The sequence below is a fragment of the Polaribacter sp. genome, assembly GCF_024639685.1.
Classification (GTDB): domain Bacteria; phylum Bacteroidota; class Bacteroidia; order Flavobacteriales; family Flavobacteriaceae; genus Polaribacter.
In genome coordinates, this window is the sequence record NZ_JAHEHX010000003.1 from 185,569 (window position 1) to 199,416 (window position 13,848).

13 protein-coding genes and 1 tRNA gene are annotated in these 13,848 nt (G+C 29.9%); 7 read left to right on the top strand and 7 right to left on the bottom strand.

The genetic code is table 11. From position 1 onward, the window contains the following. Positions 1-83: 83 nt before the first annotated feature. From proS to rpsT, 3 genes are all read left to right on the top strand, one after another. On the top strand, positions 84-1,562 hold the full coding sequence (proS, locus tag Q0L44_RS03080; protein ID WP_296635145.1) for a proline--tRNA ligase: 1,479 nt from the start codon (positions 84-86) through the stop codon (positions 1,560-1,562). An 87-nt stretch (positions 1,563-1,649) separates the two neighbouring features. Continuing rightward, positions 1,650-1,721: transfer RNA gene (locus Q0L44_RS03085), tRNA-Glu, on the top strand. A 34-nt stretch (positions 1,722-1,755) separates the two neighbouring features. After that, positions 1,756-2,007 carry a 30S ribosomal protein S20 gene (gene rpsT / locus Q0L44_RS03090; protein ID WP_296635147.1) on the top strand — a complete coding sequence of 84 codons (252 nt, stop codon included), beginning with the start codon at positions 1,756-1,758 and terminating at the stop codon, positions 2,005-2,007. Positions 2,008-2,077: 70 nt separating this feature from the next. Here the strand turns inward: rpsT and rodA are convergent, their stop codons facing one another. The 7 genes from rodA to Q0L44_RS03125 all read right to left on the bottom strand — a co-directional run bounded on the left by rodA (position 2,078) and on the right by Q0L44_RS03125 (position 9,763). Further along, complete coding sequence (gene rodA / locus Q0L44_RS03095; protein WP_296635150.1) at positions 2,078-3,358, bottom strand: rod shape-determining protein RodA; 1,281 nt, start codon at positions 3,356-3,358, stop codon at positions 2,078-2,080. Continuing rightward, positions 3,339-5,228, bottom strand: coding sequence for a penicillin-binding protein 2 (gene mrdA / locus Q0L44_RS03100; RefSeq protein ID WP_296635151.1), 1,890 nt, complete (start codon positions 5,226-5,228; stop codon positions 3,339-3,341). Before mrdA ends, rodA begins: the two co-directional genes overlap by 20 nt. Then, positions 5,228-5,731 (bottom strand): rod shape-determining protein MreD, encoded by a 504-nt coding sequence (mreD, locus tag Q0L44_RS03105; protein ID WP_296635154.1) that lies wholly within the window; start codon positions 5,729-5,731, stop codon positions 5,228-5,230. The genes mrdA and mreD overlap by 1 nt, the downstream gene beginning before the upstream one ends. Further along, positions 5,724-6,548, bottom strand: coding sequence for a rod shape-determining protein MreC (gene mreC / locus Q0L44_RS03110; protein WP_296635156.1), 825 nt, complete (start codon positions 6,546-6,548; stop codon positions 5,724-5,726). Before mreC ends, mreD begins: the two co-directional genes overlap by 8 nt. A gap of 18 nt (positions 6,549-6,566) precedes the next feature. Beyond that, positions 6,567-7,595, bottom strand: a complete 1,029-nt coding sequence (locus Q0L44_RS03115; RefSeq protein WP_296635157.1) for a rod shape-determining protein — start codon at positions 7,593-7,595, stop codon at positions 6,567-6,569. 74 nt (positions 7,596-7,669) lie between these two features. Continuing rightward, complete coding sequence (gene purH / locus Q0L44_RS03120; RefSeq protein ID WP_296635159.1) at positions 7,670-9,196, bottom strand: bifunctional phosphoribosylaminoimidazolecarboxamide formyltransferase/IMP cyclohydrolase; 1,527 nt, start codon at positions 9,194-9,196, stop codon at positions 7,670-7,672. Positions 9,197-9,310: 114 nt separating this feature from the next. Next, complete coding sequence (locus Q0L44_RS03125) at positions 9,311-9,763, bottom strand: GAF domain-containing protein (RefSeq protein WP_296635160.1); 453 nt, start codon at positions 9,761-9,763, stop codon at positions 9,311-9,313. 111 nt (positions 9,764-9,874) lie between these two features. Between Q0L44_RS03125 and Q0L44_RS03130 the strand changes: the two genes are divergently transcribed. From Q0L44_RS03130 to Q0L44_RS03145, 4 genes are all read left to right on the top strand, one after another. Then, on the top strand, positions 9,875-10,279 hold the full coding sequence (locus Q0L44_RS03130) for a hypothetical protein (RefSeq protein ID WP_296635164.1): 405 nt from the start codon (positions 9,875-9,877) through the stop codon (positions 10,277-10,279). 140 nt (positions 10,280-10,419) lie between these two features. Continuing rightward, positions 10,420-12,663 carry a carboxypeptidase-like regulatory domain-containing protein gene (locus Q0L44_RS03135; RefSeq protein ID WP_296635166.1) on the top strand — a complete coding sequence of 748 codons (2,244 nt, stop codon included), beginning with the start codon at positions 10,420-10,422 and terminating at the stop codon, positions 12,661-12,663. Between the two features lie 28 nt (positions 12,664-12,691). After that, positions 12,692-13,111, top strand: coding sequence for a cation transporter (locus tag Q0L44_RS03140; RefSeq protein WP_296635168.1), 420 nt, complete (start codon positions 12,692-12,694; stop codon positions 13,109-13,111). A 4-nt stretch (positions 13,112-13,115) separates the two neighbouring features. Then, entirely contained in the window at positions 13,116-13,835 is a 720-nt protein-coding gene (locus Q0L44_RS03145) for a MauE/DoxX family redox-associated membrane protein (protein ID WP_366085018.1), read from the top strand. The last annotated feature ends 13 nt before the right edge of the window (positions 13,836-13,848 follow it).

A 13,848-nucleotide genomic window follows, 5' to 3' on the forward strand; every position in this document is an offset into this window, starting at 1 on the left:
TTTTGCTTCAGTAGTATTGAAGTGATTTTAATAAATATTAATTTCACTTTAAAGATAACAATATTTGTGCCAAAGTTTTATTTATGAGTAAGAAGTTAACAAAAAGAGCAGAAGATTATTCTAAATGGTATAATGAATTAGTGGTTAAAGCAGATCTTGCAGAAAATTCTGCAGTGAGAGGTTGTATGGTTATTAAGCCCTATGGATTTGCAATTTGGGAAAAAATGCAGGCAAAATTAGATAGAATGTTTAAGGAGACGGGTCATGAAAATGCATACTTTCCATTATTTGTTCCTAAAAGTTTATTTGAGGCAGAAGAGAAAAATGCAGAAGGCTTTGCTAAAGAATGTGCCGTAGTTACTCATTACAGGTTACAAAATGATCCGGATAATGAAGGTAAATTAAGAGTAGATCCAGAAGCCAAGTTAGAGGAAGAATTGGTTGTTAGGCCAACTTCAGAGGCAATTATTTGGAATACCTATAAAGGATGGATACAATCTTACAGAGATTTGCCTTTATTAATTAATCAATGGGCAAATGTGGTTCGTTGGGAAATGAGAACACGTTTGTTTTTAAGAACAGCTGAGTTTTTATGGCAAGAAGGGCATACAGCACATGCCACTAAAAATGAGGCTGTAGCTGAAGCAAAACAAATGCAAAATGTATATGCAGAATTTGCTGAAAATTTTATGGCAATGCCAGTAATTAAAGGAGTAAAGTCAGACAGTGAAAGATTTGCAGGTGCTGAAGACACTTATACTATAGAAGCTTTAATGCAAGATGGAAAAGCATTACAAGCTGGTACATCACACTTTTTAGGTCAAAACTTTGCAAAAGCATTTGACGTTAAATACACATCTAAAGAAGGAAAACAAGAGCATGTTTGGGCTACCTCTTGGGGTGTTTCTACTCGTTTAATAGGAGGTTTAATAATGACGCATTCAGATGACAATGGGTTGGTGTTACCACCAAAATTAGCTCCAATTCAAGTTGTGATTGTTCCTATATATAAGAATGATGAGCAATTAGAGGCGATTACTAAAAAAGTTAATACTATAACTAAAGATCTAAGGGGAAAAGAAATTTCTGTTAAGTTTGATAATAGAGATACTTTTAGACCAGGAGCAAAATTTGCAGAATACGAATTAAAAGGTGTTCCTGTAAGAATTGCATTGGGAAGTCGTGATTTAGAAAATGGCACTTTAGAAGTAGCTAGAAGAGATACATTTGTAAAAAAAACAATTAAAATTGATGACGCTGTAACTTACATTCAAGATTTATTGAATGATATTCAAAATAACTTATTTGATAAAGCAATTCATTTTAGAAAAGAGCATACAACTGAAGTAAATGATTTTAAAGAATTCAAGAAAGCTTTAAAAAATACCGGAGGTTTTATCTCTGCTCATTGGGATGGTACAGAAGAAACAGAAGATCGAATTAAAGAGTATACAAAAGCAACGATTAGATGTATTCCAAATGATGCTGATAATGAGCCTGGAATATGCGTTTTAACAGGGAAACCATCACTAAAAAGAGTTCTTTTTGCAAAGGCATATTAATTTTTTTAAAAAATAATAAAAAAAGGTTGCAGAGTTTTAAAAACGTTGTATATTTGCATCCGCAATTGAGAGATAATTGATTGTTATGGTCCGTTCGTCTAGGGGTTAGGACGCATGGTTTTCATCCATGTAACACGGGTTCGATTCCCGTACGGACTACAAAAGTTTTAAATAAAAACGATAAAACAGAGTTATGGCAAATCACAAGTCAGCATTAAAAAGAATTAGAAGTAACGAATCTAAAAGATTACGTAACAAATATCAGCATAAAACAACTAGAAATGCTGTTAGAAACTTACGTGTTGTAGAAGACAAGAAAGAAGCTGAAGGGATGCTTACAAATGTAATTTCAATGTTAGATAAATTAGCTAAGAATAATATTATCCACAAAAATAAAGCAGCTAATTTAAAGTCTAAATTAACAAAGCACGTTGCAGCTCTTTAATCATTAAGAAAAATTAAAAAAACTCTGAACTAATTCAGAGTTTTTTTTGCTTTAAATTAAATATTTCTTGTCAAAAATCATAATTTTTATGAGCATCTAGTCTAATAAAAATAAATAGTAAGGTTGTAAAGCCCCAAAGTGAAGATCCTCCATAACTAAAAAAGGGTAGGGGAATACCCACAGTAGGTAGTAGTCCTATAACCATGCCTATATTTACAATAACATGAAAAAATAGAATAGAAGCTAGGCTGTAACCATAAATTCTTCCAAACTTATTAGGGTGTTTTTCTGCCTGATAGATAATTCTATACAATAAGGCCATAAATAAAAGAATAACAAAACTACTTCCTAAAAAACCCCATTCTTCGCCAACTGTACTAAAAATATAGTCTGTATGTTGTTCAGGGACAAAGTCTCCTTGTGTTAAGTCTCCATTTAAAAAACCCTTGCCAGTAAAACCTCCAGAGCTAATGGTTAATTCTGATTGATATGAATTATATCCAATACCTTTATGGTCAATTTTTTTACCAAGAAGTATATCAAATCGGTCTTTTTGGTGAGAAGGTAATGTGTTTTCATAAATGAATCCAGTTCCAGAGATAAATATTCCCAATAGAAAATAAATACCTATTATTTTTAACCAGTTAAATCTTAGAAACCTTACTCCACCTTTATATATGAAATAAATGGTAAGTAATGTTAATAATATAAAAGAATAAAGTAGTACTATTTTAAATCCAAAATAGATAGTTGTAATGAACAAAGTAATTATAAAAACACCAAGTATTATATAGTTTAGTGTTAGCCCTTCTCGATGTAATACAAAAAAGAAGGAAACATATATTAAAGCAGAACCTGCATCTGGTTGTAAAAAAACTAAAAATGCAGGAAAAAAAACAATTATAAAAGCTTTAATTTGATTTTTAATAAGTTTAAAGTTATACTGTCTATCACTTAATAATTTTGCGATTGCTAGTGCTGTAAATGCCTTCACAAACTCTGAGGGTTGTAAGCTCATAGCGCCAAAATTGAACCAAGATTTTGCTCCGTTTATTTCTTTGCCAAAAGGGAATAAAAGAAAAAGACTTAGAAGAGACAACAAGTACAGAAGCGATGCGTACTGCTCGTAAAATTTAGAATTAAAAAATAGAATAATAATACTAAGCGGAAAGCATAACATAATCCAAAGTAATTGTTTCCCGTATTTGGTTGTAAAATCGAATAAACTCCTGTGTTCTTCTGAAGTTGATGCTGCGTATATATTTACCCATCCAAAACTTATTAGAATTAAAAATAGAAATACCATAAACCAATCAATATTGGCAAAAATATTATTTTGTTCCTGTCGCAATTGTTTCTTTTTTAGATATTTGTTTATCGTAGATATGATCTAGATTCTTTTCTAAAATGGATTTCTCTCTGTATTTATTTTGAGCAGAAATAGTTCCTTTAATGTATTTTTCTATAATTAAACTACTAATTGGAGCTGCAATAGTAGAACCATATCCGCCATTTTCTACAAAAACTGCTAAAGCAATTTTAGGGTTATTCTTTGGGGCAAAGGCAACTAATATCGAATGATCTTCTAGCTGTTCTTTAACTCCATCTTTAAATATAAAGTTTTCTGCTGTTCCAGTTTTTCCACAAATCTCAATTCCCTTAACCTGGCTAAATTTTCCAGTTCCAGTTTTAAATACTTCATGCATTGCTTCGATGACTGGAGAAAAATTATTTTTATCTATTGTAGTTTGTTTGGGAATTGTAAAATTAGGTTCGTCTATTAATTTAGAGTCTACTTTTTTTACGATATGTGGCGTAATGTAATTTCCTTTATTTGCAATTGCTGCAGTAAAATTAGCTAATTGAATTGGAGTAGTAAGTACTTCACCTTGTCCTATTGCATTAGATATGTTGGTATTTGCATTCCAAGTATACTTATATCTATTATCATAATATTTTCCATCTGGAATTAAACCAGGAGAACCAGCTGGTAGGTCATAGCCTAAGTAATTTCCAAGCCCAAAACTTCTAACATGTTTATTCCAATTATTAAGTCCTTCTGTCGAATTTTTTTCTTTTTCTACAATTTTTTTATATGTATTGGAAAAGTAACTGTTGCATGATTTTGCAATTGCTGTTTTTAAAGCAATAGGCTTGTTGTAAATACCACAATGACACCCCATAAATTCATTAGGTCTATTTCCATACCTATACCCTTCGTAGCACCTAAACGTAGTGTTTTTGTTGATTACATTTTCTTGTAAACCAATTAAAGCATTCATCATTTTAAATGGAGAACCTGGAGGATATGCAGCAAGCAAGCCTCTGTCAAATGTTGGTTTTTCGATGCTATCTAAATTAAATAGCTTGTAAGAGTTTGGAGACCTTTTTCTTCCTACAAGCATATTTGGATCGTAAGAAGGAGCTGTTACAAGTGCTAAAATTTCACCTGTTGCAGGCTCTATGGCTACAATACCTCCTCTTTTACCTTTCATTAAATTTTGAGCATACATTTGTAACTCAATATCTAAAGTTAACACAAGGTCTTTTCCATTCTCAGGAAGTGTATCGAAGGTTCCATTTTTAAAAGAACCAATAACCTTGTTGAATCTATTTCTATTTAGGTATTTTTTACCTTTTCTACCTCTTAATACTTCTTCGTATTGCCTTTCTATACCATCTTTACCTTCTAGTTCTCCTTGTTGATAATAATCGTTGTTTCTCGCTTTTTGTTCATTTACTTCTCCAATATATCCTAAAACATTTGCTGCTCCTGGTACAGGGTAATCTCTAATTATTCTTTTTTGAATATAGAAGCCAGTATACTTGTGTAATTTTTCTTGCAAAAATGCAAAATCCTCTTTAGCTAACTGTTTTAAAAATACTGATGGAAGATATCTGGCATATCTTTCTGCTTTTTTAAAACTTTTTAAAAAACTTTTCTTATCAATTTTTAAAAGTGAACATAATTCTAGAGTATCTAAAGGTTTTACCTGATCTGGTTGAACCATTACATCATAAGAAAGTTGATTTGCAACTAATAGCTTACCATTTCTGTCATAAACATAACCGCGTTCTGGATAATCGTAAACAACTTTTACAGCAGCATTATGAATAGGGTTGTAATTTTTACTGTTAATCATTTGCAGTTGAAATAATCGTCCAATAAAAACTATTCCAGTAATTGTAATTAGAAAATAAAGTAAAAAACTCTTTTGCATTATTCAGTTTTATTAAATAAATAACTTCCTAAGAAATATAAAATTAAAGTAAAAACAGTAGAAAAAAACGTGTTTAAAAAAACTTCTGAAATGTTATTTAGACTAAAATTAGCAAAAGAAAAGTAAATAAGGTGATGAATTAAAGTTAAAGTAACTACATAGTTAAACCTTTTTCCAAAAGGCTCAGATTTTAATTTGAAGAAAGCATAGTCAGTGGTTACTTTTCTAAAATATAATTTGATAAAAAATAATCTAGTATATGCAATGATTAGTAAAGAAAATGCATGAATTCCTCCAGAATCTGAAAATAAATCAATTCCTAAACCAAGGAGAAATGTAGAGAATAAAAATGGAATCCTATTTTCTTTTAGCGGGTATAGAAAAACAAAAATAATATATAAGTATGGATTTATATGACCTAAAAATAAAATATTGTTTAAAACGAATACTTGAAGAAACAGTAAACCAAAAAATAGAAAAATAAGACGTAAACTACTATTCATTGTTTTCTTCTAATTGTTTAATTTCTTGTCGGTAAAGGTTTTTAATAATTTTAACATATCCCAGACTGCTCATGTCATTAAATAAGGTGATATCTACTTTGTTATCTGCGCTATTTCCTTCATTAATTTTAGAGATTATACCAATTAAAATTCCTTCTGGAAATATAGTTGATTTACCACCAGTCTCTATAGTGTCGCCAATTTTTATTGGAGCTTGTCTTGGAATGTCTGAAAGCTGAACTGTATTATAGTTTTTTCCATTCCAACCTAAAGTGCCAAAGTAGTTAGTGTTTTTAAGTCTAGCATTTATTTTACTGTTTTTGTTTAAGATAGATTGTACTCTAGTATAATCTTTACTAGTATGCTCTGTAATACCAATAATACCCCTACTATTAACTACAGCCATTTCCTTCTGAATACCTTGATTTTCTCCTCTATTAATTGTTATGAAATTAAAATCTTTAGCGTAATTATTATTGATAATTTTTGCTGTAGAGAACGTATATTTTTGATAATAACGTGTAGTATCTAAAACAGTTGAGTCTTTTATACCAGGGTTAACACTTCTTTTTGACAGTAAATTTTTAAGTTTTGTGTTTTCTTCTGCTAAAAGTTTATTTTCTTCTTTTAGATTTAAATATTCTGTGATTTTTGAGTATTGATAGTACAGTCCTCCAGTTAATGAGTTTGCTGAGTTTATGAATTTACTTTTATGAAAACTTAAGTTGTTAAAAATGAAAAATAACGCCACAAATTCTAATAAAAGAAAAAATAGAAAGTATTTAAACTTCTGAAAAAAGTAAATAATTTGTTGCATTTTTAACCACTACTCACGCTAGTTCATTAATATATTTTTATATTTTTCTAGTTCCTTTAAAGCAATTCCTGTTCCGCGAACTACAGCTCTTAAAGGATCTTCAGTAACATATACAGGTAAATCAGTTTTACGAGATAAACGTTTATCTAATCCTCTTAACATAGAGCCACCTCCAGCTAAATAAATTCCTGTGTTGTAAATATCTGCAGCTAATTCTGGTGGAGTATTAGATAAAGTTTCCATTACAGCGTCTTCAATTCTTAAAATAGATTTATCTAACGCTTTTGCAATTTCTCTAAAGGATACTTGTACTTGCTTAGGTTTACCACTGAGTAAATCTCTACCTTGAACTAACATTTCATCTGGAGGAGTATCTAAATCTTCAGTTGCTGCTCCAATTTGAATTTTAATTTTCTCTGCAGTAGTTTCACCAACATGTAAGTTATGCTGAGTTCTCATGTAGTACATAATATCACTCGTAAATAAATCACCAGCAACTTTTACAGATTGATCGCAAACAATACCACCTAAAGCAATAACTGCAATTTCTGTAGTACCACCACCTATATCTATTATCATATTTCCTTTTGGCTCCATAATATCTATACCAACACCAATAGCAGCAGCCATAGGTTCGTAAATTAGGTAGATTTCTTTAGCATTCATATGTTTTGCAGAATCTCTAACGGCTCTTTTTTCTACCTCAGTAATCCCTGAAGGAATACATATTACCATTCGTAAAGCGGGTGGAAATAATTTCTTTTTTATTGATGGAATTTGTTTTACAAACTCCTTAATCATTTCTTCTGATGCTTGAAAATCTGCAATAACTCCGTCTTTTAATGGACGAATTGTTTTAATATTTTCATGTGTTTTACCTTGCATTAGGTTTGCTTCTTTACCAATAGCAATTATTTTTCCAGAAATTCTGTTTCTAGCAACTATAGAAGGGCTGTCTATAACAACCTTTCCATTGTGTATAATAAGTGTATTTGCGGTTCCTAGATCAATCGCAATATCTTCTGTCATGAAGTCAAAAAAACCCATAGAAATTAAATCTTAAATTAAAGTGTACTCTATCAAATTTACAAAAAAATAAACTTGTGTAACTTTTATTTTAATTAATGTTTAAAATGCCTTGTACCTGTCATTACCATAGATAAATTGTTTTCATTGCAGTAATCAATACTTAATTTATCTTTTATAGAACCACCAGGTTGAATAACACTTGTAATTCCAGCTTTACCAGCTATTTCTACACAATCTGGAAAAGGAAAAAATGCATCGCTAGCCATTACAGCTCCATTTAAATCAAACCCAAAACTTGTAGCTTTTTCAATGGCTTGTCTAAGAGCATCGACTCTACTTGTTTGTCCTGTACCGCTTGCTAATAGCTGATTGTTTTTAGTAAATACAATAGTGTTAGATTTTGTGTGTTTGCATATTTTTGAAGCAAATAATAAATCTTTTAACTCCGTCTCTGTTGGTTTTGTATTAGTCACGTAAGTTAAATCTTCTAAAGTATCTGTTTTGGCATCTTTATCTTGTATAAGAAGTCCATTTAAAGCTGTTCTAACATTTTGAGAAGGTAATTCTGTGGTTTTCTGAACTAAAATTACTCTATTTTTCTTTCCTTTTAAAATAGTTAGCGCTTCATTAGAATATGAAGGAGCAATTACAACCTCGCAAAATAATTTATGAATTTCTTCAGCAGTTGCTGCATCAATTTCTGTGTTAGAAATTAATACACCACCAAAAGCAGAAACAGGATCACCAGCTAAAGCGTCTACATAAGCTTGCTTTATTGTATTTCTTTGTGCAAAACCACAAGCATTATTGTGTTTTAAAACCGCAAATGTTGGATCTTCACCAATAAATTCATTCATTAAATTTACAGCTGCATCAACATCTAAAAGATTGTTGTAGCTTAATTCTTTACCATGTAATTTATCGAACATTGTATCTAAATCACCAAAGAAATATCCTTTTTGATGAGGGTTCTCTCCATATCTTAAAGTTTTAGATCTTGTTTCGCTTGCTTTATATACAACTTCATCTTCATTAAAATAATTGAAGATGGCAGTATCGTAATGTGAAGAAACATTAAATGATTTTGCAGCAAACTTTTTACGTTGTTCTATAGAAGTTTCTCCATTATTTGAAGATAAAATCTCTAAGAACTCATCATATTGTTCCATAGAAGAAACCGTAAACGTATCTTTAAAGTTTTTGGCAGAAGCTCTAATCAAAGAAATGCCACCTATATCTATTTTTTCTACTATATCTTTTTCAGGTGCTCCAGAAGCAACTGTTTTTTCAAAAGGATATAAATCAACAATAACTAAATCTAACTGAGGAATATTGTATTCTTTCATTTCAGCAATATCACCTTCATGGTCTTGTCTGTTTAAAATACCTCCAAAAACTTTAGGGTGTAATGTTTTTACTCTACCTCCTAATATAGAAGGATAAGAGGTTACATCTTCTACAGGTACTACATCTATACCTAATTCTCTAATAAATTTTTCTGTACCTCCTGTAGAGTAAATGGTCACATTTAGTTCATTTAATTTTTGAACTATTGGTGCTAAACCATCTTTATGAAATACTGATATTAATGCTGATTTAATTGTTTTTGAAGTGCTCATTACAAGTTGTGTTGTTAATCGAGCAAATCTAAGTAATCGTTAAAGAAAACACAACGAAAAGATAGTAACAAAAATACTAAGTAATTAACATTTTAGTGAAGGATGGTATCCAATTTACAAAATACCTGAAACCTGTTTGCAAACATATTCTAAAAGATTTTCATCTTTTTTTGTAAAAATATTTGCAGTATGAGAATCTATATCTATTTGTCCAATATTTACTTCATTTATAAAAATAGGAATTACAATTTCAGATTTTACTTTCCAGCCACAAGAGATATAATTATCTTGTTCAGAAACATCCTGCACTATAAAATTCTCATTACTAACAGCAACTTGTCCGCAAATCCCTTTACCAAAAGGAATTATAGTGTGTTCTGTTTCTTCTCCTGTGTATTGTGCTAATTTTAATTCTTCTTTATTGCCATTTTTAAAATAAAAACCAACCCAATCATAATAAGAAATTTCACTTTCTAGGTAATCACAAATTTCTTGTAATTTTTCTTCTTTTGTTTTTGTTGATGCAATTATAACATCTATTTTTTCTTGAATTACTGCTGTATTCATAAGCTGTTTTCTAAAGATTTAACATAAAGAATATCGTTTTTTATGATAAAACCTTACAGTTAATATTTAACACAAAGTTAAAATATCTTTTTGTAAATTTGTATTATTATAATGAAACAATTTTCAATAAAAATAGCATCCTTTACACTAGCTTTTTTAGTCTTATTTTCAACCTTTTCTTTTACGGTTGATACTCATTTTTGTGGTGATTTTTTAGTGGATATTTCTTTTACAGGAGAAGCTGAAGGTTGTGAAATGCAGATGGGCAAAGCATCTGAAGCTAAAATGAAAAACTGTTGTAAAGATGAGGTGCAAGAAATTGAAGGTCAAAAAGAACTTCAAATACAAAAAGCAGTCAGTTTGTCTTTTAAAAAGCAACAATTTTTAACGACTTTTATTGCTACTTATAAAGATATATTTGTAAAAAGTAAATCTAACAATAATTTTTACAAAGACTTTTCTCCACCAGATATTCCAATAGATTATCAGGTTCTTTACCAAAATTTTTTAATTTGATTTTTATTTAAGTAGGTTTTTAATGGCATTTGCCATTAGATTTCTATGCACATGTTTACGCTTTAGCTAAAGTTTAAACAGAAAAGCTATGTTTTTTATTAAAATTCATAGAGTACAATCATTAAATAAATTCAATTAAAATGAAAAAATATTTTATAAATAGTTTGTTGCTATTTATGCCAATAATCATCTTTTCGCAAACTACTTTTAAAGGAATGATTATGGAAAAAAACAATTTTAAAGATAATTTGGGTGTAGAAGGAGCAACTTTATTTTGGTTAAACACCAATGTAAGTGCAATAACCAACAGTAAAGGTTGGTTTACTATACCTTATAATAAAGAATATAAAAAACTTGTAGTTAGTTATTTAGGTTACAAAACAGATACGCTTACCATAAATAGTTTAGCACCTATTCACTATTTTTTAAAACCAGAAAGTGAGTTAGAAGAAATTACAATAAATAGTAAAAGAAATGCTGTTCAGAAAAATTCTTTTGCAACTGTAAATATGTTTACTGTAAATTCTGAGGAGTTGCTAAAAGCAGCGTGCTGTAATTTAGCGGAGAGTTTTGAAACAAATCCCTCTATCGATATAAGTTTCTCAGATGCATTAACAGGTACAAAACAAATACAAATGTTAGGGTTAACTAGCCCTTACTTATTAATTACACAAGAAAATATTCCTGCTGTTAGAGGTTCAAGTCAGGTCTTCGGACTCACATTTACACCAGGAACTTGGGTAGAAAGTATACAAATTACAAAAGGTGCAGGTTCTGTGGTAAACGGTTTCGAGAGTATTTCTGGCCAAATTAATGCAGAACTGGTAAAGCCTTTAACAGACAATTCCTTTTTCTTAAATGCCTATGGTTCTCAAATGGGCCGTTTTGAATTGAACACTCATTTCAATAAAAAAGTATCAGATAAATGGAATACAGGTTTGTATGTGCATGGAAATTATAGGGGACAAAAATTTGATAATAATGATGATGATTTTCTAGACATGCCATTATCCAATCAAATAAATATAATGAACAGATGGCAGTATACAGATGCAGAAAAAGGTTGGGTAAGTTTTATTAATGTTCGTTTTTTGAATGATGAAAATCAAACAGGAGAACTCAATTTTAATCCTGAGATGGATAGAGGGACAACTAATAGTTGGGGAAGTGAAATAGATACCAAACGTTTTGATACTTCTTTAAAGTTAGGTTATGTTTTTCCAGAAATGCCTTTTCAAAGTATAGGCTTTCAAATGGCTTATAGCAACCATCAACAAGATTCTTATTTTGGTTTAAATGTGTATGATATTCAGCATGAAAGTATGTATTCCAATTTAATTTTTAATTCTATTATTGGCGATACTAGAAACAAGTTTAAAACAGGGTTGAGTTTTACGTATGACAATTATGATGAATTAGTAAATGCTACAATTTTTGATAGAAACGAAAATTCTTTTGGAGGATTTTTTGAGTATGCCTATGATAATTTAGATAATTTTAGCTTAACTGCTGGTTTAAGAATTGATACTCATAATCTGTTAGGAACTTTTATAACACCAAGATTGCATTTGCGATACGTACCTTGGGATAAAGGTGTCTTGAGAGCATCTGTTGGAAGAGGAAAAAGAAGTGCTAATATTTTTGCTGAAAACCAACAATTGTTTGCAAGTGCTAGACAAATTAATATAGATGATGCTGGTGGTAATATTTACGGATTAAACCCTGAAATTGCATGGAATTACGGAGTTTCGTATTTACAGAAATTCAATGTATTTGAAAAGAAAGGAGATATTACTTTCGACTATTACCAAACGAGTTTCCAAAATCAAGTAGTTGTGGATTGGGAAAATCCGCAAGCCATTTCTTTTTACGATTTAGAGGGGAACAGTATTGCAAATAGTTTTCAAGTGGAAGTAAATTATGAGCTCGCTAAAAATTTAAATTTAAGAACGGCTTATAAGTATTTCGATATTTCTACAGATTATAAAAGCGGAAACTTGCAAAAACCTATTCAGCCTCAAGATCGTTTCTTTGCTAATTTATCATACGAAACAGATTTAACTATGAAAGACTCTCAATGGAAATTCGATGTGACTTTCAATAACATTGGCGAACAACGTTTGCCAAATACAAGCACAAACTCTATTCAATATCAATTACCAGAAAATGCAGAGCCTTATCAGCTTTTAAATTCGCAAATCACCAGAGTTTTTTCTAGTAAATTTGAAGTTTATGTTGGAGGCGAAAACTTAACAAATGTAAAACAAAACAATCCTATTTTAGGTAGTGATACTCCTTTTGGTGCAAATTTTGATACTACAATAGTATATGCCCCAATTTTTGGACGTTCAATTTATGCAGGATTACGATTTAAAATAAAGTAAAACAATAATAATTTTTAAAATAAAGACAATGAAAAATATAATTTTAACGATCAGTATCTTTTTAATTGCATTCACAATGCAATCTCAAGAAAAACAACAAGAAATAAAAAAGGATAAAAATGCCAAAGTAGTAATGAATGTTGATGGTATTTGTGGCATGTGCAAAAAAAGAATAGAAACTGCGGCTTTAAAAGCCAAAGGTGTAAAATTTGCAATTTGGAGTACAAAAACACATCAGTTAAACTTAATTATGGACGAACGCAAAACTGATGTTGCAGCTGTTCAAAAAAATATTTTAGCAGTTGGACATGATATTTTATTAGGAGATGGTAAAAAGTTAGAAGCAAAATTAGAAGCCTATAATTCTGTACATCCTTGTTGTAAATATAGGGATGATGAAATTGTGTTAGATCATGAAGTAGATTTGAAAAAACAAAAAAAGAATTAAAATTATGATGAAACAAACATATTCAGTTTCTGGTATGACTTGCAATGGATGTAAAAATTCTGTTGAAAAATCATTATTGAAATTTATTGAAATTGTTGAAGCTACAGTTAACCTCGAAAAAAAGGAAGTAGAAGTTTTGCTAAATGATGAAATTTCAGTTCAGAATTTGCAAACTGGTTTAGCAGATAAATTTGTAATTTCTGAAAAGATAGAAAATGTAGATACCATTTTTAAAGAGGAAGAAACATCTCAAATAAAGCAATTGTATCCACTGTTTTTAATATTTACTTTTATTACTACTGCATCCATTTTAATACATTACAGAGATTGGCAAATTGCTGAATTTATGTACACTTTTATGGGGTTATTTTATGTGGTCTTTAGTTTTTTTAAGTTTTTAAATGTAAAAGGTTTTGCTACAAGTTTTGCTATGTATGATCCTGTAGCCAAAACCTTACCTAAATATGGCTTGGTTTATCCTTTTATAGAATTAGTCTTAGGATTTTGCTTTTTAATGCATTTTCAAATAATGCCAGCCCTAATATTTACTATTGTAATTTTAGGTATTACAACAGTTGGAGTTACAAAATCTCTGTTGAGTAAACAAACTATTAAATGTGCTTGCTTAGGCTCAGTTTTAAATTTACCAATGACAAAAGCTACGTTTATAGAAAATTCTATTATGATTTTTATGGCAATTTTTATGATTTTGAAATTGATTTAATGCTAAAGTAAAT

Bases quoted from the DNA above. Each gene is read 5' to 3' on its own strand.
- proS (WP_296635145.1), top strand. From the start codon at position 84: ATGAGTAAGAAGTTAACAAAAAGAGCAGAAGATTATTCTAAATGGTAT.
- Q0L44_RS03135 (WP_296635166.1), top strand. From the start codon at position 10,420: ATGAAAAAATATTTTATAAATAGTTTGTTGCTATTTATGCCAATAATC.
- rpsT (WP_296635147.1), top strand. From the start codon at position 1,756: ATGGCAAATCACAAGTCAGCATTAAAAAGAATTAGAAGTAACGAATCT.
- mreC (WP_296635156.1), bottom strand. From the start codon at position 6,548: ATGCAACAAATTATTTACTTTTTTCAGAAGTTTAAATACTTTCTATTT.
- Q0L44_RS03115 (WP_296635157.1), bottom strand. From the start codon at position 7,595: ATGGGTTTTTTTGACTTCATGACAGAAGATATTGCGATTGATCTAGGA.
- purH (WP_296635159.1), bottom strand. From the start codon at position 9,196: ATGAGCACTTCAAAAACAATTAAATCAGCATTAATATCAGTATTTCAT.
- Q0L44_RS03140 (WP_296635168.1), top strand. From the start codon at position 12,692: ATGAAAAATATAATTTTAACGATCAGTATCTTTTTAATTGCATTCACA.
- Q0L44_RS03145 (WP_366085018.1), top strand. From the start codon at position 13,116: ATGATGAAACAAACATATTCAGTTTCTGGTATGACTTGCAATGGATGT.
- mreD (WP_296635154.1), bottom strand. From the start codon at position 5,731: ATGAATAGTAGTTTACGTCTTATTTTTCTATTTTTTGGTTTACTGTTT.
- Q0L44_RS03130 (WP_296635164.1), top strand. From the start codon at position 9,875: ATGAAACAATTTTCAATAAAAATAGCATCCTTTACACTAGCTTTTTTA.
- mrdA (WP_296635151.1), bottom strand. From the start codon at position 5,228: ATGCAAAAGAGTTTTTTACTTTATTTTCTAATTACAATTACTGGAATA.
- Q0L44_RS03125 (WP_296635160.1), bottom strand. From the start codon at position 9,763: ATGAATACAGCAGTAATTCAAGAAAAAATAGATGTTATAATTGCATCA.